A 26,148-nucleotide genomic window follows, 5' to 3' on the forward strand; every position below is an offset into this window, starting at 1 on the left:
GGTCGGCGCCGTCCCGCGATATTGCCGCGATAGCGAGGGATCTACACGGCCAGCGCCAGTCTTGCCGGCTCCGGCGCAAACGGACGAATGGTCATGCCGTCTCTGGTGATGGTGACGAAGCTAGAGGGCGGGATCGGCTGCCAGTCGCCGCCATCACGGTCGAAAGGCTCCGACATAAGGCATCGTCCGCCGCCATTGCGGAAGACGGAGGTGTAGAGCGTCGGCGCGTGGGCATCGGTCGCATAGCGCACCGCATGGAGCGATTCGCCGTCCGACAAGGCGGCGGTAAGTCTCAGCGCCGGTTCGAAGCCGGCGCGGCGCGAGGCGTCGATCACCCGCGCCGTAGCGCGCGATACCGCGCCTCGCGGATCGCCCGCCAGACCCTCGTCGATCATCAGGAGAAAGAAGAGTTCGGAATCGGTGGTGCCCTCGCGCCGATCGAAGACATCGTCGGAGAGCGCGTTTTCCAGCGCGCGGCGGATTTTTTCGAAGCCGCCGATCTGGCCGTTGTGCATGAACGACCAGCGGCCGGCAGTGAAGGGATGACAGTTCATGCGGCTGGTGGCGCCGCCGGTCGAGGCGCGCACATGGGCAAGGAACAGGCTGGACCTGATCTGCCGGCACAGGCTCTTCAGATTGGGATCGGACCAGGCTGGCAGGATGTCGCGATACAGGCCCGGTTCGGGCCGGTCGCCGTACCAGGCGAGACCAAAGCCATCGCCATTGGTCGGCGACTTGGCTTCCTGGGCGCAATGACTCTGGGCGATCAGCGAATGGCAGGGCGCCGTGACGATGTCTTCGAGGAAAACCGCTTCCCCCAGGTAGGCCGCCCACCGGCACATCGCGTAATCCCCCTCAGGCGCGATCCATGAGAGCCGCAGGCTCCTTGATTGCGTGTGTGCCTCTGTTGTGCGTGCGCTCATAGAGCTCGCGAACGATTCGGCTGGCCGTAGTCTCAAACAGAAACGGCAAGAAAGCGTGAATGAGCGCGGCGAACGCTGCCATGAACAGGCGCGAGCAGAACCACGCCGCGAAGGCCATATGGCTGAAATAGGTCTCGCCCACCTTGGCCGGGTGAGAGGTAAAGAGCCTTGCAAGCCGCGTCGTCATGGTGATCCTCCTGCCTAGGTTAGCCCCCGATGCTGAGTATTCTGCCACGAGCTTTAGGTTCATCGGTCCCAAATCATCCTTGTGTTTGGCAAGTTATTGGGACAAATATCCCACATGTCTCTGGAAATCGATGAAATCGACCGAAGATTGCTGGCCGAACTGCAGCGCGACGGCACGCTGTCGGTCGACCAATTGTCGGAAAGAGTGTCGCTGTCGCGCAATGCCTGCTGGCGCCGGGTGAAGCGGCTGGAAGAAGACGGCGTCATCACCGGCCGGGTGGCGCTGGTCGATGCCGACAAGCTTGGCCTTGGCCTTTCGGTTTTCATCCTGGTCCGGACCTCCAATCACGATCCGGACTGGCTGCAAAAATTCCGGGCGGCAGTGAGCGGCTTTCCCGAGATCACCGGAGTCTACCGCATGTCCGGCGACCTCGATTATGTCTTGCGCGCCCGGGTCGCCGACGTGAAGGCCTATGATCGGCTGTATCAGCGGCTGATCGCCAAGGTGGCGCTGTCGGACGTTTCGGCGTCCTTCGTCATGGAGGAGATCAAGGAGACGACGATCGTTCCCGTAGAACTGCGCTGAAGCGGAACTGCACTGAAAGAAAGCCGTTGATAGCCTGGGCGCCGAGTTGACTGAATCGGCGTTGATAGCGATAGGATCAGCCTCATGCGCGCAGCCCTCTACACTTCCTCCGTCATCGGTCCGGCCGTCGGCTTCGTCAGGCTGCCGCATGGCGAAGGCCTGCCACTTCCCGCTTATGAAAGCGCGGGCGCCGCCGGCATGGATCTGCGCGCCGCGGTGCCAGACGACCGGCCGCTGCTGATCCTGCCGGGAAAACGCGCGCTGGTGCCGACCGGACTGATCCTGGAGATTCCGGAGGGCGTCGAAGGCCAGGTCCGGCCGCGCTCGGGCCTCGCCTTCAAGCACGGGCTTACCTGCCTCAACACGCCGGGCACCATCGACAGCGACTATCGCGGCGAGGTCAAGGTGCTGCTGATCAATCTCGGCGACGAGGATTTCGCGGTGACGCGCGGCATGCGGATCGCCCAGATCGTCTTCGCCCCGGTGACGCAGGCGACGGTAGAGGAGCGCAGCTTGGCCGGCGGCACGACGCGCGGCCCCGGCGGCTTCGGATCGACCGGCACGGCCTGATGTCCCTACCCAAACTCGTCATTTTCGATTGCGACGGGGTTCTGGTCGACACCTAGAACCTGGCCAATCGGCGCCTTGCCGATTGGCTCAGCGCCGCCGGCTACCCGGCAAGCTTCGAATATTGCCGCAAGAATTTCTCCGGCCGCGCCATGATCTCGGTTCAGAAGGAAGTCGAGGCGACCGGCGTCAGCCTCGGCGCCGATTTCGTCGACCGTTGGAACGCCGGTCTGCCGGACCTGTTCGCGCATGGCGTCGAAGCCATCCCCTATGTCAGGGAGTTCATTGAAGCCGTTAACGCGGCCGGCATAGCAACTTGCGTCGCTTCATCGGCACGGGTGTCTAAGATGCACATCACGCTCGGCCAGACCGGGCTGCTGCCGCTGTTCGAGCAAGCGCTGTTCAGCTCGACCATGGTCTCGCGCGGCAAGCCGTTTCCTGACCTGTTCCTGCATGCCTCAAGCACGATGGGCTTCGCGCCCGCCGAATGCATCGTCATCGAGGACAGCGTCGCCGGGACATTAGCCGGCATTGCCGCCGGCATGCGCGTATTTTCCTACCACGGCGACCCGCATTCCGATCGCGACGGCCTGACCGAGGCCGGCGGCATCCTGTTCGACGACATGCGCGAACTGGCCGGACTGGTGCCGATCCACTGATCTAACTTTCAGGCTTGTTATCCGGCTGTACGCCTCGGTCGTCCGTGCTAGCTCGAGAAGGCTCGACTGGCAGGAGAAAACGCCGATCGCTTCTGAGCCAATCGCATTCGTTTGCCCGGCGGGCAGTGGCGGGATAAAATGCGCTTCGCACTCTGGGGAGCATCCATGGACAAGGGCAAAATATTTCGCGACCTGCACAGCTCGATCTTCGTCATGCCCAACCCCTGGGACGTCGGCACGACGAAACTGCTGGCCTCGTTCGGTTTCAAGGCGCTGGCGACGACCAGCGCCGGCTTTGCCTTTTCGCGCGGCCTGCCCGACGGCGCGGTGACCTTCGAGGCGATGATCCACCACTGCCGCGACGTGACCGCGGCGACCGGCCTGCCGGTCTCGGCCGATCTCGAGAAGGGCAAGGGCGACAGCGCGACAAGTGCCGCCGAAACCATCTTCGCAGCCGAAGCGGCAGGCCTCGCCGGCTGCTCGATCGAGGACCACACCGGCGAGCCCGACAAGCCGATCTATGATTTTTCGCATGCCGTCGAGCGCGTCGCCGCTGCAGCGGAGGCGGCACGGGCGCTGAAGCACGATTTCGTCTTCACCGCGCGGGCCGAGAATTTTCTGTGGGGCAAGCTAGATATCGACGACACGATCAAGCGGCTGCAAGCCTTCGAGGAGGCCGGCGCCGACGTGCTCTATGCGCCAGGCCTCGGCGATATCGAGACGGTGCGAACCGTCTGCTCGGCGCTGACCAAGCCGGTCAACGTCATGGTCAGGCCCGGCTTCACCATCGCCGATCTTGCCCTGGCAGGGGTCAAGCGCATTTCGCTCGGGCCCTGGCTGGCCAATTACGCCTTCGGCATGCTGGAAACGGCGGCGCGTGAGATCCAGCAGGACGGCACCTTCGGCTTCACCCACACCGCCATGCCGTTCGGCAAGCTGCAGGCGTTGTTTGCCGAACCCAACGCATGACCCTCACCGTCGTCGACATGCACACCGGCGGCGAGCCGCTGCGGATCGTCACCGGCGGCTACCCCGGGATTCCTGCGGGCACGATCCTGGAAAAACGCGCCTATGTGCGCGATCGCCTCGACCACCTCAGGAAGATCCTGATGTTCGAGCCGCGCGGCCACTACGACATGTACGGCGCGCTGCTGGTGGAACCCGACCTGCCCGGCGCCGACCTCGCCGTGCTGTTCATGCACAATGAGGGCTATTCGACAATGTGCGGCCACGCCATCGTCGCGCTCGGCCGCTACGCGGTCGACGAAGGGCTGGTGGCGCGGCGGGAGCCGGTGACGACGGTCAACATCGAAGCGCCGTGCGGGCTGATCGTCGCCTCGGTCGAGGTGCAGGACGGCAAGGCCGGTGCGGTGTCGTTCGAAAGCGTGCCGGCCTTTCTGTTCGCCCGCGATCAGCAGATCGAATTGCCGGGCTTCGGTGCGATCGGATTCGACATCGCCTATGGCGGAGCCTTCTATGCGCTCGCCGATTGCCGGCAGTTCGGGCTGGAGTTCGGCAAAAACCGCGTGCGCGATTTCGTCGATGCGGCGACGGCGCTGACGGAGAAGCTGAAGAAGCAATTCCCGCTGTCGCATCCCGACCATGCCGACCTTGCCTTTCTCTACGGCACCATCCTGACCGACGGACAGGACGTATATTCCGATAGCCCGACCAAGAACATCTGCGTCTTCGCCGAGGCCCAGGTCGACCGCTCGCCAACCGGATCGGGCGTCGCCGCGCGGCTGGCGGCAATGCATGCCAAGGGCGAAATCGCCGGCCAGACGCGGCTGTTCGAGAGTATCGCCGGCTCGCGCTTTTCCGGCAGCGTGGCGAGGACCGCGAAAGCCGGTCCGCATGACGCCATCGTCGCCCGCGTCGGCGGCCGAGCCTTCTATTGCGGGCGGGCCGAATTCATCGTCGAACCCGAGGACGAACTGGGACGCGGTTTTCTTTTACGCTAGCGCCGGCCCAAGGAAACGGAACCAAGCGTAACGTCGGGTACGCCCCGGAAGCGCAGAACATCGGCATTCGCAAGCCGGCGTCACCTTAGCATCAGCACTCCTACGCCGCTTCCCGCGCCGAGATCGCCTTGTGCAGGTGCACCATCATGGCGGCGGCGAACAGAGGCGTCAGAAGGTTGAGCAGCGGCACGGCGAGGAAGGCAGCGACGACCAGCCCGGCGAGGAACACCGCGACGGCATGTTTCTTGCGCAACGCCCGAGCCTCGGCCTCCGGGCGAAAGCGCATCGCGGCGAATTCGAAGAATTCGCGTCCGAGCAGATAGCCGTTGACGATGAAGAAAGCGGCTATGTTGATGCCCGGCACAAGCAGAAGCAGCAAAGCCACGATGTTGCCGAGGACGACGACGCCGAAGAATTTTATCGCCAGCACCATAGAGCGCAGTGCCGGCACGGCGCGGCCGGGCGGGTCATTGGGATAGTCGGTGCGTTCGACCACTTCCGCGACATCGTCGAGAAACAGGCCGGCAATGATCGCCGTCACCGGCGCGATAAGCAGCGCCATCCCGAAGGCAAGAGCGATAGCGGCGATGATCCCGCCCAACCAGCCGGCCCAGGACGGCAGGCCGGGTATCAGGGACTCCAACCATGGCAAGGCCAGCCACTCGACAAGGCTCGTCAACCCGAACCACAAGGCCACCAGCGCCAGCAAGGTCAGGCCAAGCGTTTTTACGAACACCGAGCGGAATTCGGGCGAGAACAGCTGGCTGGCGGCGGCGCGGGCGGCGCTAGGGATCACGGCGTTTCCAATTCCATGTTGAACATCCTGCGAAATAGGCGGAGACACGACAAGTCACAAGCGCAACCAAGGGCGCAACCACGTGCGGCGTCACGCCATTTAAAAATCACGGCCTAGGCAAAGCCGCATCAAATCGCTAGACCCGCCCGCGGCCGGCATGCCAGAAAGCCGGTGGTTTCTCGCGGAGACATCATTGATGCCGAACTATGACGTGCTTTGTATCGGTAATGCCATCGTCGACATCATCGCCCACTGCGACGAGGCATTTCTGCAAACCAATGGCATCATCAAGGGCGCGATGAACCTGATCGACACGAGGCGCGCCGAGCTGCTTTACAGCCGGATGGGCCCGGCCATCGAAGCCTCCGGCGGCAGCGCCGGCAACACGGCGGCGGGCGTCGCCAGCTTCGGCGGTCGCGCCGCCTTCTTCGGCAAGGTCTCGAACGACACGCTCGGCGAAATCTACGCCCATGACATGCACGCGCAGGGCGTCGCCTTCGACACCAGGCCGCTCAATGGCGAACCGCCGACGGCGCGCTCGATGATCTTCGTCACGCCGGACGGCGAGCGCTCGATGAACACTTATCTCGGCGCTTGCGTCGAGCTCGGTCCGGAGGATGTCGAGGCGGACAAGGCGTCAGGCGCCGCCGTCACCTATTTCGAGGGCTATCTTTGGGACCCGCCGCGCGCCAAGGAAGCGTTCCGGCAGACGGCGAAGCTCGCCCATGCCGCCGGGCGCGAAGTGTCGATGACATTGTCGGATTCGTTCTGCGTCGACCGCTACCGCGACGAATTTCTGGAGCTGATGCGCTCGGGCACCGTCGACATCGTCTTTGCCAACAGCCACGAGATCAAATCGCTCTACCAGACCGCCTCCTTCGACGAGGCGCTGGCCCAGATCCGCAAGGATTGCAAGATCGCCGCCGTCACCCGCTCCGAAAAGGGCTCGGTCATCGTGCGTGGCGACGAGACGGTCACCATCAATGCGACGAAAATCCGCGAGCTGGTCGACACCACCGGCGCCGGCGACCTCTATGCCGCCGGTTTCCTCTACGGCTACACGCAAGGGCGCAGCCTGAAGCATTGCGGCGATCTCGGCTCGCTGGCGGCCGGACTGGTGATCCAGCAGATCGGCCCAAGGCCGCGGCAGAATTTGCGCCACGAGGCTGAGCAGGCAGGGCTGATTTAGGAGGCGGCGCCTCTTTTTTCCTTCTCCCCTTGTGGGAGAAGGAAGAGGCGCTCGCTGCTGCCCCGCTCCTCACGCCCCCGCCGTATATGCGGCAATCGCCGCCATGTTGACGATGTCTGAGTCCTTGGCGTTGAGCGAGACGATCTGAACCGGCTTGTCCAAGCCGACCAGCAGCGGACCGATGACGGTCGAGCCGCCGAGCTCCTGCAGCATCTTGGTCGAGATCGAGGCCGAGTGGAAGGCCGGCATGATCAGCACATTGGCCGGACCGGCCAGCCGGATGAACGGGTATTGCGCCATGGCGCGTGCGCTGAGCGCCACGTCGGCGGCCATCTCGCCGTCATACTCGAAATCGACGCGCCGCTTGTCGAGGATGCGCACCGCTTCCTGGATGCGTTCGGAGCGTTCGCCCTGCGGATGGCCGAAGGTGGAATAGGCAAGCATGGCCAGCCGTGGCTCATAACCCATGCGGCGGGCAAAGCCGGCGGCCTCCTCGGCGATGTCGGCGATCTGTTCGGCATTCGGCATGTCATGCACGGCGGTGTCGGCGACAATCACGGTTCGGCCCCGCGCCAGCACGATCGAGGCGCCGATGACGCGGTGGCCGGGCTTGGCGTCGATGATGCGGCGGATGTCGTCGAGTGCCGTCGAGTAGTTGCGGGTGACGCCGGTGACGATGCCATCGGCATCGCCAAGCGCCACCATGCAGGCGGCGAAGTGGTTGCGGTCGTTGTTGATCAGGCGCTGGCAGTCGCGAAACAGGAAACCCTTGCGCTGCATGCGCTCGTACAGATAGTCGGTGTAGACGCCATTGCGGCGCGACAGCCGGGCATTGATGATCTCGATGCCTTGCTTGTTCAGTTCGATGCCGGCGTTCCTGGCGTTCTCCTTGATGATATCGTCGCGGCCGAGCAGGATGGCGGTGCCGAGCCGCTGGTTCACATAGGAGACGGCGGCGCGCATCACCTGCTCCTCCTCGCCTTCGGCGAAGACGATGCGCTTGGGCTGGCGACGCACGCGGTCGTAGATGCGCTGCAGGGTCGAGGCGATCGGATCGCGGCGGGCGGAAAGCTCCTGCGCGTAGCGGTCGAGGTCGAGGATCGGCTTGCGCGCGACGCCGGATTCCATCGCGGCCTTGGCAACCGCGATCGGAATGGCCGAGATCAGGCGCGGGTCGAACGGCACCGGGATGATGTAGTTGGGGCCGAATTTGGGCCGCATACCCTGGTAGGCGGCGGCGACGTCGTCGGGCACATCCTGGCGCGCCAGTTCGGCGAGCGCCCGCGCCGCGGCGATCTTCATGTCGTCATTGATGGTGGTCGCCCGCACGTCGAGCGCGCCGCGGAAGATGTAAGGGAAGCCGAGCACGTTGTTGACCTGGTTCGGATAGTCCGAACGGCCGGTGGCCATGATGGCATCGGCGCGGATTTCGGCGACTTCCTCCGGCGTGATCTCGGGATCGGGGTTGGCCATGGCGAAGATAATCGGCTTCTCGGCCATCGACTGCACCATCTTGGTGGTCAGCGCGCCCTTGGCTGAGAGGCCGAGGAACACGTCGGCACCGTCGAGCGCCTCGGCCAGCGAGCGCGCGTCGGTCTTGACGGCATGCGCCGACTTCCATTGGTTCATGCCTTCGGTGCGGCCCTGGAAGACGACGCCTTTGGTGTCGCACAGGATGATGTTTTCGGGCGCAAAGCCCATCGCCTTCATCAGCTCGATGCAGGCGACGCCGGCGGCACCGGCGCCGTTGCAGACCATTCTTGTGGTCTTCATGTCGCGGCCGGTGATTTCCAGCGCGTTGATCAGGCCGGCCGCCGAAATGATGGCGGTACCGTGCTGATCGTCATGAAAGACCGGTATGTCCATAAGTTCGCGCAGCCGCTGCTCGATGATGAAGCATTCCGGCGCCTTGATGTCTTCCAGATTGATACCGCCGAAAGACGGCCCGAGGAAACGCACGCAATTGATGAACTCTTCGGCATCCTCGGTATCGACCTCGAGATCGATAGAATCGACATCGGCGAAGCGCTTGAACAGCACCGCCTTGCCTTCCATCACCGGCTTGGCGGCCAGCGCGCCGAGATTGCCGAGGCCGAGGATGGCGGTGCCGTTGGAGATGACGGCGACCATGTTGCCGCGCGCCGTGTAGTCGAAGGCGCGGCTGGGATCCTCGGCAATGGCAAGAACCGGAACCGCGACGCCCGGCGAATAGGCGAGGCTGAGGTCGCGCTGGGTGGCCATCGGCTTGGTGGCGACGATCTCCAGCTTGCCCGGGCGGCCCATGGCGTGAAATTCCAGCGCCTCCTGCGCACTGACGGAGGGGCCGTTGCTTTCGGTTTTCTTGGCCATGATGCTTTCGATTTCCTCACCCGTGCAGCACCTCGTTGAGACGGGCGCGGTGCTTTCTTTTGTGGAACGTTCGGGATTAAGGCTACACTTCGCCGCTGTAAACCGCCAAGCAGATGGCTTGGGAAACTTTGGAAGCAATTTCTTGAACGACGAAACGCCCATTCGCAGCGACAGCGCTACGCCGGCCGTTGCGCCGGCAACGCCGATGATGGAGCAGTATATCGAGATCAAGGCGGCGAATCCGGATTCGCTGCTGTTCTACCGCATGGGCGATTTCTACGAACTGTTCTTCGACGACGCCGAGAAGGCCAGCCGGGCGCTCGGCATCGTCCTGACCAAGCGTGGCAAGCACCAGGGCCTAGACATCCCGATGTGCGGCGTGCCGGTGCATGCCGCCGACGATTATCTGCAGAAGCTGATTGGACAGGGGTTCCGCGTCGCCGTCTGCGAGCAGATCGAGGATCCGGCAGAGGCGAAGAAACGCGGCGGCAAATCGGTGGTGCGCCGCGACGTGGTGCGGCTGGTGACGCCCGGCACCATCACCGAGGACAAGTTGCTGGCGCCGTCGGAATCGAGTTTTTTGATGGCGCTCGGCCGGGTCAAGGGCGGGGCCGAGCCAAGAGGCGGGGAGCGCGGCAGCGCGACAGGGAACCAAGGAAGTTTTGCGCTGGCCTGGATCGAGATCTCGACCGGCGCCTTCCGTGTTGCCGAGACAACCGCCGACCGGCTGCTCGCCGATGTCTTTCGAGTCGACCCACGCGAGTTGATCGTCGCCGAGCCGGTGTTTTACGATCCGGAGCTGAAACCGGTGTTCGAAGTGCTCGGCCGCGTCGCCAATCCGCAGCCGCCGAGCCTGTTCGACTCGGCGTCGGCCGCCGGGCGCATCGCCCGTTTCTTCGAGGTGGCGACGCCGGACAGTTTCGGCACGTTTTCCCGCGCCGAACTGTCGGCGATCTCAGGCGCCATCGCCTATGTCGAGAAGACGCAGAAGGCCGAGCGGCCGCCGCTGTCGCGGCCCGAGCGCGAGGAGCAGGGTTCGACGCTGTTCATCGATCCGGCGACACGCGCCAATCTGGAACTGCTGCGCACGCTGTCCGGCAGCCGCGAGGGTTCGCTGTTCAAGGCGATCGACCGCACGGTGACCGGTGGCGGGGCGCGGCTGCTCGCCGACCGGCTGATGGCGCCCCTAACCGATCCGGCGGCTATAGGCGCAAGGCTGGATTCGGTGTCGTTCTTCCGGTCCGAGACACAACTGTGCCAGGCGGTGCGGGCGAGCCTGAAGAGCGTCGCCGACATGCCACGCGCCCTGTCGCGGCTGGCGCTCAACCGCGGTGGCCCGCGCGATCTCGGCGCCCTGCGTGCCGGGTTCGAGGCCGCCGGCGCTATTGCCGAACTGTTTGCGGCGACCGCCCTTCCACCAGAATTGGCGGCGGCGCTGGCGGCGATCGAGGCGCTGCCGCGCCCGCTGGCCGAGCATCTGACGCAGGCGCTCGCCGACGAACTGCCGCTGCTCAAGCGCGACGGCGGCTTCGTCCGTTCCAGCTACAACGCTGATCTCGACGAGATGCGGGCGCTCCGGGATGAATCACGAAAAGTGATCGCCGGGCTGGAACGCTCGCTGATCGATGAAACCGGCATCCGCTCGCTGAAAATCCGGCACAACAATGTGCTTGGCTACTACATCGAAGTCACCGCCAACCACCATGCGATCTTGACCAGCAGCGACGGGGCGAAGGCGCGCTTCATCCATCGCCAGACCATGGCCAACGCCATGCGCTTCACCACGACCGAACTGGCGGACTTGGAATCGAAGATCGCCAATGCCGCCGACCGGGCGCTGGCGATCGAGTTGGCCGCCTTCGACAGGCTGACGGCGGAAGCGGTCGGCGAGGCGGACAAGATCCGCGCCGGCGCCGAAGCACTCGCCGTGCTCGACGTGTCGACGGCACTGGCGCTGCTTTGCGAAAGCGAGGCCTGGTGCCGACCCATCGTGGACGCGAGCCTCGCCTTCGCCATTTCGGGCGGGCGGCATCCGGTGGTGGAACAGTCGCTGCGGCGGTCGGGCGAAGGACCGTTCGTCGCCAATGATTGCGATCTGTCGCCGGAAGGCGATGCCAAAAACGGCGCGATCTGGCTGCTGACCGGCCCTAATATGGGCGGCAAATCGACCTTCCTCAGGCAGAACGCGCTGATCGCCATCCTCGCCCAGACCGGCTCCTTCGTGCCGGCGACATCAGCCCATATCGGCGTTGTCGACCGGCTGTTTTCACGTGTCGGCGCCTCGGACGATCTGGCGCGCGGCCGCTCGACCTTCATGGTCGAGATGGTCGAAACGGCGGCGATCCTCAACCAGGCCGGCGAGCGCGCGCTGGTGATCCTCGACGAGATCGGCCGCGGCACCGCCACCTTCGACGGACTGTCGATCGCCTGGGCAGCGGTCGAGTATCTGCACGAGAAGAACCGCTGCCGGGCGATCTTCGCCACCCATTTCCACGAAATGACTGCGTTGGCCAGCAAGCTCGCTCGACTGCACAATGTCACTATGCGGGTCAAGGAATGGGAAGGCGACGTGGTCTTCCTGCACGAGGTCGGCAAGGGTGCCGCCGACCGCTCCTACGGCGTGCAGGTGGCGCGCCTGGCCGGGCTGCCGGAAGCGGTGGTCGGGCGGGCCAGGGAAGTGCTGCACCAGCTGGAAGCGGGCGAGGTTTCGGGCAAGGCCAACCGGCTGGTCGACGATCTGCCGCTGTTTTCGGTGGCAATGAGGCGGGAAGCGCCAAAGCCGGTGAAGAGCGATGGGCTGAGCGCGGCGCTGGCGGAGATCAATCCCGACGAGATGACGCCGCGGGAGGCGCTGGAGGCGCTGTACAGATTGAAGGGGATGGCGGGGAAGTAGTCAGCCTTTGTAAGATAGCGCTCTACGGCGCCCCCCTCTGTCCTGCCGGACATCTCCCCCACGAGGGCAGGGCTGTCCGGGGAAAGTTTTGAGTGAATCGAAATGCCACATGTGCATGCCCCGTAAAACGGGGTTTGTCCGTCTTTTCTCTGGTTGTCGAGACTCAGAAAAGGAACGGGGCATGCGCTTTGCACCTAGCATCTTCGGGCAGCTTCTTGAACCCATCGATCGGCGTCAATTCCAAGCAATTGTGGATCGCCACGACGGGGATGCGTACGACAAATCGTTCAGAAGCTGGGATCATCTGGTGGCGCTGATCTATGCCCAGTTCTGCGGCAGCAGCAGCTTGCGTGGCCTGGAAGCCGGCTGGAACGCCAACAGCCAGCATCATTATCACCTGGGCAGCGGTCCGTTGATGCGTTCGACCTTGTCGGATGCCAACAGACGGCGTCCGGTCGCCATCTTTGCCGAGGCGTTCGGTCTGGTGGCGAACCTGCTCGACAGGCAAATGCGGCGCGAGGGCGAAGCAATGCTGCGGCTGATCGACTCGACCCCCATTCCGCTCGGCAAACTGTGCGATTGGGCCAAGTCGAACGGGCGCATTCGCGGCATGAAGGTGCATGTCGTCTATGACCCGAAGACCGACTGTCCGCGCGTCCTCGACATCACCGACGCCAACGTCAACGACGCCCAGGTCGGTCGCCAGATCACGATCGAAGCTGGAGCGACCTACGTGTTCGACAAGGGCTACTGCCATTATGGCTGGTGGACGGCGATCGCCGAAGCCGGATCGATCTTCGTGACGCGGCCCAAATCCAACATGAGGCTGGCGCTGCTGCGTGATCGCCCTATAGCCGAGCCGCAGGGCGACGGCTTCCTGGTTGTGGAAGACAGTGAGGTAAGCTTGGTCAGCAAGGCTGCTTGCAAGCTGCCGATGCGGCTGCGTCGCCTGCGCGTTCAGCGCGAAACGGGCGACACCATCACGCTTTTGACCAACGATCTGGAGCGCTCTGCCGTCGAGATTGGACGGCTTTACAAAGGCCGCTGGCACATCGAGCTTCTGTTCCGATGGATCAAGCAGCACCTCAAGATCCGCAAGTTCCTCGGCAACAACGGCAATGCAATCCGCCTGCAACTCTTTGCCGCAATGATCGCCTTTGCGCTGCTGCGCATTGTCGCGCGCACCCGCCGCGTCACTATTCCTATCTTGAGGTTCACAGAACTGGTCGCTCAATACTTGTTCGGGCGGCGGAAACTGCACACCATCGATAAGCCGCCACCGGTCAATCCAAGCCGACCAAGGGACCGAGCCTCTCCCAATCAGATGGCCTTCATTTATGAATAACTTTCCCCGGACAGCCCTGCCACGAGGGGGGAGATTGGCAGCTTCATGGGGGCGCGAAGGAACGCGGCCTTAGTTTCATTTCCCCGCTCTCAATCCCTCAAATCATCGCCAAGCCCGACTTGCGCCTCGGCGGCGGGAAGGCGCGGTCGATGTCGGCGAAATCTTCACGCGTAAGCTCGATGTCGAGCGCCGCAGCATTCTGGCGGATATGCTCCTGTTTGCTGGCCTTTGGAATGGCGATTACCCCGTCCTGTGCCATCACCCAGGCAAGTGCGATTTGCGCCGCTGTCACATCGTGGCGGGCGGCGATGGCTTCGAGGCTGGCGTTGCGCGCCAATACGCCCTGGTCGACCGGCGAATAGGCCATCAGCGGAATGCCGCGTTGCCGGCTCCAGGGCGCAAGGTCGAATTCGGGGCCACGCTGGGACAGATTGTAGAGGATCTGGTTGGTCTGGACGCCGTCGCCGGCCGGCAGACTGACCAGTTCCTCCATTTCATGGGTGTCGAAATTGCTGACGCCCCAGTGGCGGATCTTGCCGGCTTTTTTCAACGCTTCGAAGGCCTCGACCGTTTCCGCCAGCGGCACGCTGCCGGGCCAGTGCAGCAAATAGAGATCGATGCGGTCGGTGCGCAGATGCCTGAGGCTTGCCTCGCAGGCCGCCGGCACGCCGGTGCGCGAGGCGTTGGATGGCAGCACCTTGGAGACCAGGAACACCTCGTCGCGGCGCCCGGCAATGGCGTCGGCCACCACTTCCTCGGCGCCGCCGCTGGCATACATTTCGGCGGTGTCGATCAGCGTCATGCCGAGATCAAGCCCGAGCTTCAGCGCGTTGACATCTTCGGCATGGCTGCATGCGTCCTCGCCCATTCTCCAGGTGCCCTGACCAAGCACGGGAACGGCTTCGCCCGAGGGCAGTGTTGTGGTTCTTATCGTTGACGGCATGGCGCGCTCCAGTCGAGGCCCGATGGCAGCACACCCCCGCGGAGAAATCCAGATCAAAGTCCGTCCCGCGAGCTGCCTGATGCTACTTCACCGGATGAGCGGCCAGCCAATCCTGCATCTGCTTGATCTCGGCTTCCTGCGCCGCGATCACCGCTTCGGCCAGCTTGCGCATTTCCGGATCCTTGCCATTGGCAAGCTCAACCTTGGCCATGTCGATAGCCGCCTGGTGATGCGGGATCATGCCGCGGGCGAAATCGACATCGGCATTGCCGGAATATCCGATCGCCATCATCGCGCTATGCATCTTGTCCATCGCCGCCTTGTAGCTATCGGTCGAAGCACCCTGCGCGCCCATCGCACCCATGTCGTGCGCCCCCATGTCGTGCGCCCCCATGTCGTGTTTCGTCTCCTGGGCTTGCGACGGAATGCTTTCGAGGAAAACGGCAAGCAGCATTCCCGCCGCCATCAGCAGCAGCACGATCTTCTTGGCCAGCGTCATTCATGATTCTCCTTTTAAACGAATTCCTATCTGGGGACTTGGCTCAGAGTTTCAACGTCCTGAGCCGCAACGCGTTGGTGATCACCGAAACCGAGGACAGGCTCATCGCCGCTGCCGCAATCATCGGCGACAACAGCGTGCCGGTGAGCGGATAGAGCACGCCGGCGGCGACCGGCACACCAAGCAAATTGTAGAGGAAGGCGAAGAACAGGTTCTGGCGGATGTTGCGGATCGTCGCCTGGGCGAGCGTGTGGGCGCGGACGATGCCGTTGAGATCGCCCTTGACCAGCGTGATCCCGGCGCTTTCGACCGCGACATCGGCGCCGGTTCCCATGGCGATGCCGACATCGGCGGCGGCCAGCGCCGGCGCGTCGTTGACGCCATCGCCGGCCATGGCGACGCCGGCACCTTTGGCGCGCAACTCCTCGACCAGCGCGCTCTTCTGTTCCGGCAGCAGGCCGGCACGCACCTCGTCGATGCCGAGTTTGCTGGCGATGGCTTTCGCCGTGCGTTCGTTGTCGCCGGTCGCCATGATGATCTTCAGGCCGCGCTCGTGCAGCGCTTTGATCGCCTCCGATGTCGTCGTCTTGATCGGGTCGGCGACGGCGACGATGCCGGCCAGCTTGTTGCCGACGGCGACGAACATCGCGGTCTTGCCCTCTGCCTGCAACGCTTCGGCGCTGGTCGAGATGGCTGCGATATCGATGCCGAGAGCGGCCATCATCGCGGCGTTGCCGAGCGCCACCTTCTGTCCCGAGACCGTGCCGGAAACGCCCTTGCCGGTGACCGCTTCGAAACCGCCGGCGTCGGGAATCTTTACCCCGCGTTCCCGGGCGCCTTCGACTATCGCCTCGGCCAGCGAATGCTCGGAGCCTTTTTCGAGGCCGGCGACAAGGGCCAGCAGATCATCGTCCGCCATACCCTCGGCAGCGACGACGTCGGTCAATCTCGGCCGGCCTTCTGTCAAAGTGCCGGTCTTGTCGACGATCAGCGTGTCGACCGAGGCAAAGCGCTCGATCGCCTCGGCGTCCTTGATCAGCACGCCGGCATGCGCGCCGCGCCCTGTGGCGGTCATGATCGACATCGGCGTGGCAAGCCCCAGTGCGCAAGGACAGGCGATGATCAGCACCGAGACCGCCGAGACGATGGCAAAGATCAGGCTGGGTTGCGGCCCGAAGATCGCCCAGGCGATGAACGCAACGATCGCAACCACGACGACGGCGGGGACGAAATAGAAGGAGACGCGGTCGGCCAGACCCTGAATCGGCGCGCGCGAACGCTGCGCCTTGGCGACAAGCGCGACGATCCGCGCCAGCGTGGTTTCAGCGCCGATCCTCTCGGCGCGCATGATCAGCGAGCCGTTCTTGTTGAGCGTGCCGCCGGTAACGGAATCGCCTTGCGTCTTTTCGACCGGCAGCGGCTCGCCTGACAGCATCGATTCGTCGATCGAAGAGCGGCCTTCCAGCACGATGCCGTCGACCGGCACGGCGTCACCTGGGCGGATGCGCAGGCGGTCGCCGGCCTTGACCGTGTCGAGCGGCACGTCGTTTTCGGAACCGTCCTCGCCGATCAGCCGCGCGGTCTTCGGCGCGAGGTCGAGCAGCGCGCGGATCGCCGAGCCGGTTTTTTCACGGGCGCGCAATTCCAGCACCTGGCCGAGGAAAACCAGCGCCACGATGACGGCGGCCGCCTCGAAATAGACCGGGACCGTGCCCCCATGACCGCGGAACTGGTGCGGAAACAGATCCGGGAATAGCGCGGCGGCGACGCTGTAGAGATAGGCGGCACCAACGCCGAGCGAAATCAGCGTCCACATGTTGGGGCTGCGGTTGAGAACCGAATCCCAGCCGCGATGGAAGAAAGGAAAAGCCGCCCACAATACAACCGGGCTGGCCAGCGCCAATTCCACCAAGATCTTGGTGGAATCGTCGATGAAGGCGCTAAACGTCAGGCCGAGCATCGGCGCCATGGCGAAGATCAGCAATGGCACCGACAGCGCGGCGCTCACCCAAAAGCGCCTGGTGAAATCGACCAGTTCCGGGTTCGGGCCCTCGTCGCCGGTCGGCACGCCCATCGGCTCCAGCGCCATGCCGCAAATCGGGCAGGCGCCTGGCTTGTCGCGGACGATTTCGGGGTGCATCGGGCAAGTGTATTGCGTGCCTTTCGGCATCGCCTGCGGCTCCGGCCTGTCGCCAAGATACTTTGCCGGCTCCGCCTCGAATTTCACCTTGCAACCGGCCGAGCAGAAATAGAAGCCCTGGCCTTGATGCCGGGAAAAGTGCTTCGCGGCGGCACGCTCGACACGCATGCCGCAGACCGGGTCGGTGGCGGCGATATAGTTTTCCGGCTCGGCGGTGAATTTCGAACGGCAGCGCTCGCTGCAGAAATGATAGCGATGGCCGCCATGCTCGGCTGTCGGCTTGCCGGCGGCCGGATCGACGGTCATGCCGCAGACCGGATCGCGAATCACAGCGTCGGCGACGGATGGAGCCGCTTTCGGCGCACAGCAGCCGCTATGCGGGTGATGGTCGTGGCCGGGATGGGTCATGCGGAAAAGGCCTCTCTGTCTCGAACTTGCAACGGAGGTAGTGCTTCCAGTGACTGGAAGGTCAAGGCCCAATTTCGGCATATTGGGCTGTGGCGCATGCCGCACGGCCAGGGCGGAAAATCCCGCAACCAAACCGCTCTTGGGCTTGGCAACCTCGTCCAGCAAGACCATCTATCAGCTGCGGCAGGAGACGATGATACGGTTTCGACTCCCGGGAAGAGCGTGTCCGTCCGCCCCATACCCAGCGCCACGAAAACGCGCTATAGACGCCGCCAAAACGGCGAGGCCGAACGGCACTTATGGCAAGAATCTCTCTTAAGCTCGATGAACTGATCGACGGCGAAGCCTTGCGCCGCGAGATGAGCGCGCTGACAGCGGCTACGGCAGGCGACGGCTCCGGCAAGGCAGCGCGTGCCGGTGTTCTCCAGCTTCTCAAGGGCAGGCTAGCCGCCGGCCGCAGCATCGCCGAACGCATGCTGATGGACGACGGCAGCGGCACTGCCTGCGCCGCCCGGCTGTCGCATCTCATGGACGAAACCATCCGCGCGCTCTACGAGTTCGCCGCCACCCACGTCTATCGCGTCAAAAATCCGTCATCGGCCGAACGCATGGCCGTCGTCGCGGTCGGCGGCTATGGCCGCGGCACGCTGGCGCCGGGATCCGATATCGATCTGCTCTTCCTGCTGCCCTACAAGCAGACGCCATGGGGCGAGCAGATCGTCGAATACATGCTCTACGTGCTGTGGGACCTGGGACTGAAGGTCGGCCACGCCACCCGCAACATCGATGAATGCCTGCGGCAGTCGCGCACCGACATCACCATCCGCACCTCGATCCTGGAGGCGCGTTTCCTGTGGGGCGAGCAGAAGCTCTATGACGAGCTCTTGCAGCGCTTCGACCGCGAGGTGGTGCGCACGACCGGACCTGAATATGTCCAGGCCAAGCTTGCCGAACGCGACGAGCGTCATGCCAAGGCCGGCGAAAGCCGCTATCTGGTCGAACCCAACGTCAAGGACGGCAAGGGCGGCCTGCGCGACCTGCAGACGCTGTTCTGGATCGGCAAGTATTTCTACCGGGTCCGCACCGGCGAGCAACTGGTCGACAAGGGCGTCTTCACCGGCACCGAATACCGGGAATTCCAGAAGGCCGAGGACTTCCTGTGGGCGGTGCGCTGCCACATGCATTTCCTCACCGGCAAGGCCGAAGAACGGCTGCATTTCGACATCCAGCGCGAGATCGCCGAGCGGCTGGGCTACACCACACATCCGGGCCTGTCGGCGGTCGAACGCTTCATGAAGCATTACTTCCTCGTCGCCAAGGACGTCGGCGATCTGACCCGCATCTTCTGCGCGGCGCTCGAGGAAGAGCAGGCCAAGCATGTGCCGGGCTTCAACCGCATCTTCCTCACCTTCTCGCGCCGCAAGCGCAAGCTTGCCGGCACGTCAGATTTCATTGTCGACAACCATCGCATCAACATCGCCGACGACCTGGTGTTCGAGCGCGATCCGGTCAATCTCTTGCGGCTGTTCTGGTTCGCCGACAGGCACGGGCTGGAATTTCACCCCGATGCGCTGAAGCTGCTGACCCGATCGCTCGGCCTCGTCGGCAAGGCGCTCAGGCGCGACGAGGAAGCCAACCGGCTGTTCCTCGACATACTGACGTCGGACCGCAATGCCGAACTCAATCTCAGGCGCATGAACGAGGCGGGACTGCTGGCAAAGCTGATCCCGGATTTCGGCAAGATCGTCGCCATGATGCAGTTCTCGATGTACCACCACTATACGGTGGACGAGCACCTGATCCGCTGTATCGGCGTGCTGGCCGAGATCGAGCGTGGCGACGGTGAAAAGATCCACCCGCTTGCCCACTCGCTGATGCCTGGGCTGAAGAAAAGCCGCGAGGCGCTCTATGTCGCAGTGCTGCTGCACGATATCGCCAAGGGCCGGCCGGAGGACCATTCCGAAGCGGGCGCCCGGATCGCGCGGCGCATCTGCCCGCATATGGGGCTGTCGGCGGCCGACACCGAAACGGTTGCCTGGCTGGTCGAGAACCATCTGGCCATGTCGATGACGGCGCAGACCCGCGACCTCAACGACCGCAAGACGATCGAGGACTTTTCCGCGATCGTGCAGTCGGTCGAACGGTTGAAGCTGCTGCTAGTGCTAACCGTCTGCGATATCAGAGGCGTCGGGCCTGGCGTCTGGAACGGCTGGAAAGGGCAGTTGCTGCGCACGCTCTACTACGAAACCGAATTGCTGTTGACCGGCGGGTTTTCGGAGGTGTCGCGTGCGATGCGCACCGCAGCCGCCCGCGAAAATCTGGCCGAGGCGCTCGCCGATTGGCCGGAAAAGGCCCGCAAGCGCTATGTCGCCAAGCACTATGAGAATTATCTGCTGGCGGTCGATCTCGCCGACCAGATTCGCCACGCCGAATTCATCCGCGAGGCGGATGCGGCGGGCAAGAAGCTCGCCACCATGATCAAGACCCATCAGTTCGAGGCGGTGACCGAGATCACCGTGCTGGCGCAGGACCATCCCCGCCTGCTGTCGGTGATTGCCGGCGCCTGTGTGGCAGCCGGCGGCAACATTGTCGACGCGCAGATCTTCACCACCTCCGACGGCCGCGCGCTGGACACCATCCTGATCTCGAGGGAATTCGACCGCGACGAGGACGAACGCCGACGCGCCGAACGCGTCGGCCGTCTGATCGAGGACGTGCTGTCGGGCAAGAGCTGGCTGCCGGAGATGATCGAGAAGCGCACCAAGCCGCGGCGCGGCGCCAAGGTCTTCCGCATCCAGCCGCGGGCCGAAATCCGCAACACGCTGTCGAACCGGTTCTCGGTGATCGAGGTCGAGGGGCTGGATCGGCCGGGCCTGCTGTCCGAGATCACCGGGGCGTTGTCCGACCTGTCGCTCGACATCGCCTCGGCCCACATCACCACCTTCGGCGAAAAGGTCATCGACACCTTCTATGTCACCGATCTCACCGGCCAGAAGATCGACAGCCCGACGCGCATGGCTACCATCCAAAACAGGCTGATTGTGGTCCTCGAAGGCACCGTGCCCGAGCGCGGCGGCAAGGCCAAGGCCGCCGCCGAGTGACAGCCACCATTCATTTGTCCCAATCCTGCAGGCAGTCTCCAGACGCATGAGCCTTGTCAAAAAGTTCGCGACGGTCGCTTCCGGCACGCTGATGAGCCGTGCTCTCGGCTTCGGCCGCGAGATGCTGATGGCGGCCGCGCTCGGCACCGGGCCGATCGCCGACGCCTTCAACGCCGCCTTCCAGTTTCCCAACACCTTCCGCCGGCTGTTTGCCGAAGGCGCCTTCAACGCCGCCTTCGTGCCGCTCTTCGCCAAGGAGATCGAGACCCACGGCACCGATGGCGCCAAGCGCTTTTCCGAAGAGGTGTTCGGCGTGCTGTTCACGGCGCTGCTGGCGCTGACCATCGCCATGGAACTGGCGATGCCGCTGATCGTGCGCTACCTGGTGGCGCCGGGCTTTGCCGATTCGCCGGGAAAGTTCGAGATGACGGTCGGGCTTGCGACCATCATGTTTCCCTATCTGATCTGCATGTCGCTCGGCGCCATGATGGCCGGCATGCTGAATTCGCTGCGCCGCTATTTCGCCGCCGCTGTGGCGCCGGTGTTCCTCAACATTATCCTGATCGGCGTGCTCGCCTATGCCTGGCACAAGGGATCGGACGCGCGCAGCGTTGGCTTCGCACTGGCCTGGGGGGTGCTGGCCGCGGGGCTGGTGCAACTGGCGATCGTCTGGGTCGCGGTGCGACATGCCGGCATCTCGATCGGCTTTCGCCGGCCTAGGATGACGCCCAATGTCAAGCGGCTGCTGATCCTGGCGCTGCCGGCGGCGATCACCGGCGGCATCACCCAGATCAACCAGTTGATCGGCACCGCAATCGCCTCGGCGCAGGACAGCGCGGTGTCGTCGCTCGCCTATGCCGATCGCATCTACCAGCTGCCGCTCGGCGTCGTCGGCATCGCCGTCGCCATCGTGCTTCTGCCCGAACTGTCGCGAGCGCTGAAGTCAGGCAACCTGATCGAGGCGGCCAATCTGCAGAACCGGTCGGTGGAGTTCACGCTGTTCCTGACCTTGCCGGCGGCGGCGGCACTGCTGGTCATGGCGGAGCCGATCGTCGGGCTGGTCTACGAACGCGGCGCGTTTGCCGCCAACAACTCGACGCCGATCGTGGCGGCGATCCTGGCGATCTTCGGCTTGGGGCTGCCGGGCTTCGTGCTGATCAAGGCGTTCACCCCCGGCTATTTCGCCCGCGAGGACACGCGCACGCCGATGATCTTCGCCGCCATCTCGGTGGCGGTGAACATCACCACCGCGCTGACGCTGTTTCCGCAGATGGGCGCGCCGGGTATCGCCGTCGCCTCGGCCGTCGCCGGCTGGGTCAATGCGCTGATGCTGCTCGGCGTGCTGATCCGGCGCGGCCATTGGGGCCGCGACGTACAGCTCATGAGACGCATCCCACGGCTGGTGCTGTCGGCGGCGGTGATGGCGGCGGCGCTGTATTTTGCCGAGCACTGGTTTGCCGCCCAACTGGCTTCCGGCTCGCCGCTGGTGGTCAAGACTGCAACGCTGCTTGGGCTCGTCGCCGGCGGGGCGCTGCTTTATTTCGTTACCGCCTTCGTCACCGGGGGGGCGGATTTCGGCATGATCCGGCGCAGTATCAGGCGGAAGGGGCCTGCGCCGACTAGGGAATAGACTCCAGATCCGTAAACCTGACCGTAGCGAACCCGTCGACGAGCATCAGTCTTCGCCGGACAATTCGTCGTAGACCGAGCGCGGCAGCGGGTTGCGGGCCTGCTCGCTCAGCTCAATACCGAACTCGGCCCGGAGCCGTGCCGCTGTCTCCAGTGGCGTCTCGCGGCCATGTCGGCGCTCCAAAGCTTTCTCGTTGGTGATGGTCATCCATTTCTCATCAGGTCGTTTGAAGAATATGGTCCACCCTATCACGCATATCGATGTCGGCGCCGCCCCTCATTGCCCTGCCGGGCATTTCTCCCCGTAAACGGGGAGAAAGTAGCTGGCCGCAATGTCGGCGCCCCTCCTGCAAGTTGGCGATTGGCGAAACCGGTGATGACGGCGTTTTCTCCCCGTCTCTATACGGGGAGAAATGTCCGGCAGGACAATGAGGGGCGGCATCGGCCTGTCGAGCCAAACGAAAGTGCGATGCCCCGAACAATATTGAACAAGCAATCCGACATGAAGCGCCGCGATCGCTGTCGGCCCCTTGATCGTCTCCTCGCTCTCGTCCATAAGCGCGCCGTCGCAAGACTTTCGCCGCGCGCGAAACGGCCCTCCACAAGCCAGGGAACACCATGACTGACGCCAATCAGCCCGCTTTCAAGCCACTCGTCTTTTCCGGCGTCCAGCCGACCGGCAATCTGCACCTCGGCAACTATCTCGGCGCCATCAAGAAATTCGTCGCCCTGCAGGACACCTCCGACTGCATCTATTGCGTCGTCGACCTGCATTCGCTGACCGCGCAGCTTGTCCATGAGGATCTCAAGGACCAGACGCGTGCGATCACCGCGGCGTTTCTCGCCTCCGGCATCGACCCGAAGAAGCACATCGTCTTCAACCAGTCGCGGGTCATGCAGCACGCCGAGCTTGCCTGGATCTTCAACTGCGTGGCCCGCATCGGCTGGATGAACCGGATGACGCAGTTCAAGGACAAGGCCGGCAAGGATCGCGAGAACGCCTCGCTCGGGCTGCTTGCCTATCCGAGCCTGATGGCGGCCGACATCCTCGTCTACCGCGCCACCCATGTGCCGGTCGGCGACGACCAGAAGCAGCATCTGGAGCTGACACGCGACATTGCGCAAAAATTCAACAACGACTTTTCCGACCGCATCGCCGGCCTTGGCGTCGGCGTCGAAATGAAGGTCGGCGAGGAGACGGTGAACGGCTTTTTCCCGCTTACCGAACCGATCATCGGCGGACCCGCGGCGCGCATCATGTCGCTGCGCGACGGCTCGAAGAAGATGTCGAAGTCGGATCCGTCGGACCTGTCGCGCATCAATCTGACCGACGATGCCGACAGCATCTCGAAGAAAATCCGCAAGGCCAAGACCGACCCGGAGGCTTTGCCTGGCGAATTGGACGGCCTGGCCGGCCGGCCGGAAGCCGAAAACCTGGTCGGTATCTATGCGGGTCTCGCCGAGATCTCGAAAGAGGCGGTGCTGAAGGAGTTCGGCGGCCAGCAGTTTTCGGTGTTCAAGCCGGCGCTGGCCGACCTTGCCGTGGAAAAGCTGGCGCCGGTCGCCGGCGAAATGCGCCGCATTTCCGGCGATCGCGCCTATGTCGATGCAGTGCTGAGCGACGGCGGCGAGCGGGCCGGCCTGCTGGCCGAGGCGACGATGAAGACCGTGCGCGACATCATCGGCCTGCTGCAGGATTAATCTGCAGCCAATATTGCTACATCCGCCGGTCGCTTGCGGCCGGGCTGTGGCGGTGGCAGATTGCGACCGAAACCATCGAAGGTAGAAAATGGTCTCCAAACGCCTCAGCCGCGAAGCCGGCCATCGCCGCAAGTTTTTGGCGATCATCGACGACACGCCCGAATGCGAACGGGCCGTCGTCTACGCCTCGAAGCGCGCGCAGAGCACCAGTGGCGTGCTGGTGCTGCTCTATGTGATCGAGCCGGACGATTTCCAGCATTGGCTGGGTGTCGAGAAGATCATGCGCGAGGAGGCTACCGCCACCGCGCGCGCCGCACTGGACAGCTATGCCAACAAGGTGCGCCAGAAGCTCGGCATCGAGCCGGAACTCGTGGTGCGCGAAGGCAAGCCGACGGAAGAGATCCACAAATTGATCGAGGAGGACCAGGATATCGCCATCCTCGTGCTGGCCGCCGGCGCCGGCAAGGAGGGGCCGGGGCCGCTGGTCGGCGCGGTCGCCGGCAAGGGCGCCGCCTTCCCGATCCCGGTGACAGTGGTGCCGCAGAACCTGTCGGACGAAGAAATCGACAGCCTGGCCTGAGGTGTGCTGATATTCGAGTGAGGCCGGCCTGCGAACGGCGGCTTCCTGCGCTTCCGGTGCGGCGCGGTAGAAGAAAAAACATTCTCTCGGGTGGCAGTTCCGGCGCTGCGTTTCGCTTGAATGTCCTGCCGATAGGGCCTATTTAGAATTATTCCAAACTATCTGCCCGAACGGGCTCGGAGACGTCCATGTTCATCCAGACCGAATCGACGCCAAATCCGGCGACATTGAAGTTCCTGCCCGGCAAGGAAGTGCTCGTAGAAGGCACTGCCGATTTCCGCGATGCCGACAGCGCTGCCGCGGCTTCGCCGCTGGCCGGCCGGCTGTTCGAGATCCCCGGCGTCACCGGCGTCTTCTTCGGCTATGATTTCGTCACCGTGACCAAGGACGGCCCCGACTGGCAGCATCTGAAGCCGGCGATCCTCGGCGCCATCATGGAACATTTCATGTCCGGCGCTCCTGTCATGGCCAGGGCCGGCCCCGCCGCCGAAACCAGCCAGACCGGCGAATTCTACGACAAGGCCGACGAGGAACTGGTCATCACCATCAAGGAACTGCTCGACACACGGGTGCGCCCGGCCGTCGCCCAGGACGGTGGCGACATCACCTTCCGCGGCTTCGAGAACGGCACCGTGTTCCTGCACATGAAGGGCGCCTGCGCTGGCTGCCCGTCATCGACGGCGACGTTGAAGCACGGCATCCAGAACCTGCTCCGGCATTTTGTGCCCGAGGTGCAACAGGTCGAACAGGTCTCTTGAGAGACAAACGTCCAGGAACAATCCGCACTCGAGCAAAAACAAAAAACCGGGCCAAATTGCCCGGTTTTCTGTTTTGGGACGTCAGTTGTTGCCTAGACGGTCCGCGTATGAGCTTTAGAGAACGATGACCTTGGCGCCGACGGAGGTGCGGTCGTAAAGGTCGATGATGTCCTGGTTCATCAGCCGGATGCAGCCCGACGACATCGCCTTGCCGATCGAGTTCCACTCCGGGCTGCCATGCAGGCGGTAGCCTGAATCGCCGCCCTTGTTGAACAGATACAGGGCGCGCGCGCCGAGTGGGTTGGTCAATCCGGGATCCATTCCGCCAGCAAATTTGGCGAGTTCCGGCTGGCGCTTGATCATCGCCGAAGGCGGCGTCCAGGTCGGCCATTCGCGCTTCGCCGCGATGCGGGCGGTGCCGCGCCATTCAAAACCCTCGCGACCGACGCCGATGCCGTAACGCATCGCCTCGCCGCCGCCCATGACGTAGTAGAGAAACTTGTTCTGGGTATCGACGACGATGGTGCCCGGCTTTTCACCGGTGTCGTAGCTCACCACCTGCCGGCGGTACTTGAATGGCACCTTTTCGATCGGAATGCGCGGCAGTTTATAACCTGCATCGGTCATCGGGCCATAGTTGTTGGTGAAGATCTGCGAGCCGATGGTGCTGCAACCAGCAATTGCCGTCGACAGCGCTAGTGCGGCGACGATTGCGAATGACTTCATGCGCATGAAAAGGTCCGATGCCCCGCCCGAAAAGATAGCGGCACGAGACGGCCGCCTTGTCGCCATCATTCATGCTGGCATTTGCTTTGCTTGCCAAGCGGGCGATGCCTATATGGAGGGGCTTACATGCCGGTAGGTCGGTAACTGTGGCTTTTCGGCAACGGCTCTCATAAGATTATGTAGGAAATTCAATGGGGCGGTCCGCCAAG

General features: G+C 63.8%; 22 protein-coding genes. 13 read left to right on the forward strand and 9 right to left on the reverse strand.

Annotation, left to right across the window (positions count from 1 at the left end; translation table 11 throughout):
- Window positions 1–41: 41 nt before the first annotated feature.
- Both JG739_RS00700 and JG739_RS00705 read right to left on the reverse strand, forming a co-directional pair.
- Window positions 42–842 carry a class II glutamine amidotransferase gene (locus tag JG739_RS00700; protein ID WP_202364812.1) on the reverse strand — a complete coding sequence of 267 codons (801 nt, stop codon included), beginning with the start codon at window positions 840–842 and terminating at the stop codon, window positions 42–44.
- A gap of 13 nt (window positions 843–855) precedes the next feature.
- Window positions 856–1,110: a DUF6356 family protein gene (locus JG739_RS00705; protein ID WP_091592874.1), complete on the reverse strand. Its 255-nt coding sequence runs from the start codon at window positions 1,108–1,110 to the stop codon at window positions 856–858.
- 114 nt (window positions 1,111–1,224) lie between these two features.
- Here JG739_RS00705 and JG739_RS00710 point away from each other — a divergent pair, with 114 nt between their 5' ends.
- From JG739_RS00710 to JG739_RS00730, 5 genes are all read left to right on the forward strand, one after another.
- Window positions 1,225–1,695 carry an Lrp/AsnC family transcriptional regulator gene (locus JG739_RS00710; protein WP_202364813.1) on the forward strand — a complete coding sequence of 157 codons (471 nt, stop codon included), beginning with the start codon at window positions 1,225–1,227 and terminating at the stop codon, window positions 1,693–1,695.
- Between the two features lie 84 nt (window positions 1,696–1,779).
- The gene (gene dut, locus JG739_RS00715; RefSeq protein WP_202364814.1) at window positions 1,780–2,265 is read left to right on the forward strand and encodes a dUTP diphosphatase; all 486 of its coding nucleotides are present in this window, start codon (window positions 1,780–1,782) and stop codon (window positions 2,263–2,265) included.
- Window positions 2,266–2,324: 59 nt separating this feature from the next.
- Complete coding sequence (locus tag JG739_RS00720) at window positions 2,325–2,921, forward strand: HAD family hydrolase (protein WP_244749910.1); 597 nt, start codon at window positions 2,325–2,327, stop codon at window positions 2,919–2,921.
- 165 nt (window positions 2,922–3,086) lie between these two features.
- Window positions 3,087–3,890 (forward strand): isocitrate lyase/PEP mutase family protein, encoded by an 804-nt coding sequence (locus JG739_RS00725; RefSeq protein WP_202364815.1) that lies wholly within the window; start codon window positions 3,087–3,089, stop codon window positions 3,888–3,890.
- Window positions 3,887–4,882, forward strand: a complete 996-nt coding sequence (locus JG739_RS00730) for a proline racemase family protein (protein WP_202364816.1) — start codon at window positions 3,887–3,889, stop codon at window positions 4,880–4,882. Before JG739_RS00725 ends, JG739_RS00730 begins: the two co-directional genes overlap by 4 nt.
- A 100-nt stretch (window positions 4,883–4,982) precedes the next feature.
- Here the strand turns inward: JG739_RS00730 and JG739_RS00735 are convergent, their stop codons facing one another.
- Window positions 4,983–5,678 carry a sulfate transporter family protein gene (locus JG739_RS00735; RefSeq protein WP_202364817.1) on the reverse strand — a complete coding sequence of 232 codons (696 nt, stop codon included), beginning with the start codon at window positions 5,676–5,678 and terminating at the stop codon, window positions 4,983–4,985.
- A gap of 196 nt (window positions 5,679–5,874) precedes the next feature.
- On the opposite strand from JG739_RS00735, the gene JG739_RS00740 reads away from it, so the two are divergent.
- The gene (locus JG739_RS00740; RefSeq protein ID WP_202364818.1) at window positions 5,875–6,867 is read left to right on the forward strand and encodes an adenosine kinase; all 993 of its coding nucleotides are present in this window, start codon (window positions 5,875–5,877) and stop codon (window positions 6,865–6,867) included.
- A gap of 69 nt (window positions 6,868–6,936) precedes the next feature.
- Here the strand turns inward: JG739_RS00740 and JG739_RS00745 are convergent, their stop codons facing one another.
- Window positions 6,937–9,216, reverse strand: coding sequence for an NADP-dependent malic enzyme (locus tag JG739_RS00745; protein WP_202364819.1), 2,280 nt, complete (start codon window positions 9,214–9,216; stop codon window positions 6,937–6,939).
- Between the two features lie 205 nt (window positions 9,217–9,421).
- On the opposite strand from JG739_RS00745, the gene mutS reads away from it, so the two are divergent.
- Together mutS and JG739_RS00755 are read left to right on the forward strand one after the other, a co-directional pair.
- The gene (mutS, locus tag JG739_RS00750; RefSeq protein ID WP_244749911.1) at window positions 9,422–12,109 is read left to right on the forward strand and encodes a DNA mismatch repair protein MutS; all 2,688 of its coding nucleotides are present in this window, start codon (window positions 9,422–9,424) and stop codon (window positions 12,107–12,109) included.
- Between the two features lie 181 nt (window positions 12,110–12,290).
- On the forward strand, window positions 12,291–13,454 hold the full coding sequence (locus tag JG739_RS00755) for an IS4 family transposase (protein ID WP_199202850.1): 1,164 nt from the start codon (window positions 12,291–12,293) through the stop codon (window positions 13,452–13,454).
- A gap of 97 nt (window positions 13,455–13,551) precedes the next feature.
- Here the strand turns inward: JG739_RS00755 and JG739_RS00760 are convergent, their stop codons facing one another.
- From JG739_RS00760 to JG739_RS00770, 3 genes are all read right to left on the reverse strand, one after another.
- Entirely contained in the window at window positions 13,552–14,397 is an 846-nt protein-coding gene (locus JG739_RS00760; RefSeq protein ID WP_202364821.1) for an aldo/keto reductase, read from the reverse strand.
- Window positions 14,398–14,479: 82 nt separating this feature from the next.
- A complete protein-coding gene (gene copM, locus JG739_RS00765; protein WP_202364822.1) occupies window positions 14,480–14,896 on the reverse strand; it encodes a CopM family metallochaperone in 417 nt (138 codons plus the stop codon).
- Between the two features lie 43 nt (window positions 14,897–14,939).
- Window positions 14,940–17,444, reverse strand: a complete 2,505-nt coding sequence (locus tag JG739_RS00770) for a heavy metal translocating P-type ATPase (RefSeq protein ID WP_202364823.1) — start codon at window positions 17,442–17,444, stop codon at window positions 14,940–14,942.
- A gap of 299 nt (window positions 17,445–17,743) precedes the next feature.
- Here JG739_RS00770 and JG739_RS00775 point away from each other — a divergent pair, with 299 nt between their 5' ends.
- Window positions 17,744–20,545 carry a [protein-PII] uridylyltransferase gene (locus tag JG739_RS00775; protein ID WP_202364824.1) on the forward strand — a complete coding sequence of 934 codons (2,802 nt, stop codon included), beginning with the start codon at window positions 17,744–17,746 and terminating at the stop codon, window positions 20,543–20,545.
- A 46-nt stretch (window positions 20,546–20,591) separates the two neighbouring features.
- On the forward strand, window positions 20,592–22,175 hold the full coding sequence (gene murJ / locus JG739_RS00780; protein WP_202364825.1) for a murein biosynthesis integral membrane protein MurJ: 1,584 nt from the start codon (window positions 20,592–20,594) through the stop codon (window positions 22,173–22,175).
- 45 nt (window positions 22,176–22,220) lie between these two features.
- Here murJ and JG739_RS00785 read toward each other — a convergent pair whose 3' ends face one another.
- Complete coding sequence (locus tag JG739_RS00785; RefSeq protein WP_202367728.1) at window positions 22,221–22,382, reverse strand: hypothetical protein; 162 nt, start codon at window positions 22,380–22,382, stop codon at window positions 22,221–22,223.
- A 410-nt stretch (window positions 22,383–22,792) separates the two neighbouring features.
- Here JG739_RS00785 and trpS point away from each other — a divergent pair, with 410 nt between their 5' ends.
- From trpS to JG739_RS00800, 3 genes are all read left to right on the forward strand, one after another.
- The gene (gene trpS / locus JG739_RS00790) at window positions 22,793–23,875 is read left to right on the forward strand and encodes a tryptophan--tRNA ligase (RefSeq protein ID WP_202364826.1); all 1,083 of its coding nucleotides are present in this window, start codon (window positions 22,793–22,795) and stop codon (window positions 23,873–23,875) included.
- Window positions 23,876–23,963: 88 nt separating this feature from the next.
- On the forward strand, window positions 23,964–24,455 hold the full coding sequence (locus tag JG739_RS00795) for a universal stress protein (RefSeq protein ID WP_023796709.1): 492 nt from the start codon (window positions 23,964–23,966) through the stop codon (window positions 24,453–24,455).
- Window positions 24,456–24,643: 188 nt separating this feature from the next.
- Complete coding sequence (locus JG739_RS00800; RefSeq protein WP_023796710.1) at window positions 24,644–25,213, forward strand: NifU family protein; 570 nt, start codon at window positions 24,644–24,646, stop codon at window positions 25,211–25,213.
- Window positions 25,214–25,327: 114 nt separating this feature from the next.
- Here the strand turns inward: JG739_RS00800 and JG739_RS00805 are convergent, their stop codons facing one another.
- Window positions 25,328–25,945 carry a L,D-transpeptidase gene (locus tag JG739_RS00805; protein WP_202364827.1) on the reverse strand — a complete coding sequence of 206 codons (618 nt, stop codon included), beginning with the start codon at window positions 25,943–25,945 and terminating at the stop codon, window positions 25,328–25,330.
- Between the last annotated feature and the right edge of the window lie 203 nt (window positions 25,946–26,148).

It is taken from the genome of Mesorhizobium sp. L-2-11 (assembly GCF_016756595.1).
Lineage (GTDB): Bacteria > Pseudomonadota > Alphaproteobacteria > Rhizobiales > Rhizobiaceae > Mesorhizobium.

Bases quoted from the DNA above. Each gene is read 5' to 3' on its own strand.
- JG739_RS00700 (WP_202364812.1), bottom strand. From the start codon at position 842: ATGTGCCGGTGGGCGGCCTACCTGGGGGAAGCGGTTTTCCTCGAAGAC.
- JG739_RS00705 (WP_091592874.1), bottom strand. From the start codon at position 1,110: ATGACGACGCGGCTTGCAAGGCTCTTTACCTCTCACCCGGCCAAGGTG.
- JG739_RS00710 (WP_202364813.1), top strand. From the start codon at position 1,225: ATGTCTCTGGAAATCGATGAAATCGACCGAAGATTGCTGGCCGAACTG.
- dut (WP_202364814.1), top strand. From the start codon at position 1,780: ATGCGCGCAGCCCTCTACACTTCCTCCGTCATCGGTCCGGCCGTCGGC.
- JG739_RS00725 (WP_202364815.1), top strand. From the start codon at position 3,087: ATGGACAAGGGCAAAATATTTCGCGACCTGCACAGCTCGATCTTCGTC.
- JG739_RS00730 (WP_202364816.1), top strand. From the start codon at position 3,887: ATGACCCTCACCGTCGTCGACATGCACACCGGCGGCGAGCCGCTGCGG.
- JG739_RS00740 (WP_202364818.1), top strand. From the start codon at position 5,875: ATGCCGAACTATGACGTGCTTTGTATCGGTAATGCCATCGTCGACATC.
- JG739_RS00745 (WP_202364819.1), bottom strand. From the start codon at position 9,216: ATGGCCAAGAAAACCGAAAGCAACGGCCCCTCCGTCAGTGCGCAGGAG.
- mutS (WP_244749911.1), top strand. From the start codon at position 9,422: ATGATGGAGCAGTATATCGAGATCAAGGCGGCGAATCCGGATTCGCTG.
- JG739_RS00755 (WP_199202850.1), top strand. From the start codon at position 12,291: ATGCGCTTTGCACCTAGCATCTTCGGGCAGCTTCTTGAACCCATCGAT.
- JG739_RS00760 (WP_202364821.1), bottom strand. From the start codon at position 14,397: ATGCCGTCAACGATAAGAACCACAACACTGCCCTCGGGCGAAGCCGTT.
- copM (WP_202364822.1), bottom strand. From the start codon at position 14,896: ATGACGCTGGCCAAGAAGATCGTGCTGCTGCTGATGGCGGCGGGAATG.
- JG739_RS00770 (WP_202364823.1), bottom strand. From the start codon at position 17,444: ATGACCCATCCCGGCCACGACCATCACCCGCATAGCGGCTGCTGTGCG.
- JG739_RS00775 (WP_202364824.1), top strand. From the start codon at position 17,744: ATGGCAAGAATCTCTCTTAAGCTCGATGAACTGATCGACGGCGAAGCC.
- murJ (WP_202364825.1), top strand. From the start codon at position 20,592: ATGAGCCTTGTCAAAAAGTTCGCGACGGTCGCTTCCGGCACGCTGATG.
- JG739_RS00785 (WP_202367728.1), bottom strand. From the start codon at position 22,382: ATGACCATCACCAACGAGAAAGCTTTGGAGCGCCGACATGGCCGCGAG.
- trpS (WP_202364826.1), top strand. From the start codon at position 22,793: ATGACTGACGCCAATCAGCCCGCTTTCAAGCCACTCGTCTTTTCCGGC.
- JG739_RS00795 (WP_023796709.1), top strand. From the start codon at position 23,964: ATGGTCTCCAAACGCCTCAGCCGCGAAGCCGGCCATCGCCGCAAGTTT.
- JG739_RS00800 (WP_023796710.1), top strand. From the start codon at position 24,644: ATGTTCATCCAGACCGAATCGACGCCAAATCCGGCGACATTGAAGTTC.
- JG739_RS00805 (WP_202364827.1), bottom strand. From the start codon at position 25,945: ATGCGCATGAAGTCATTCGCAATCGTCGCCGCACTAGCGCTGTCGACG.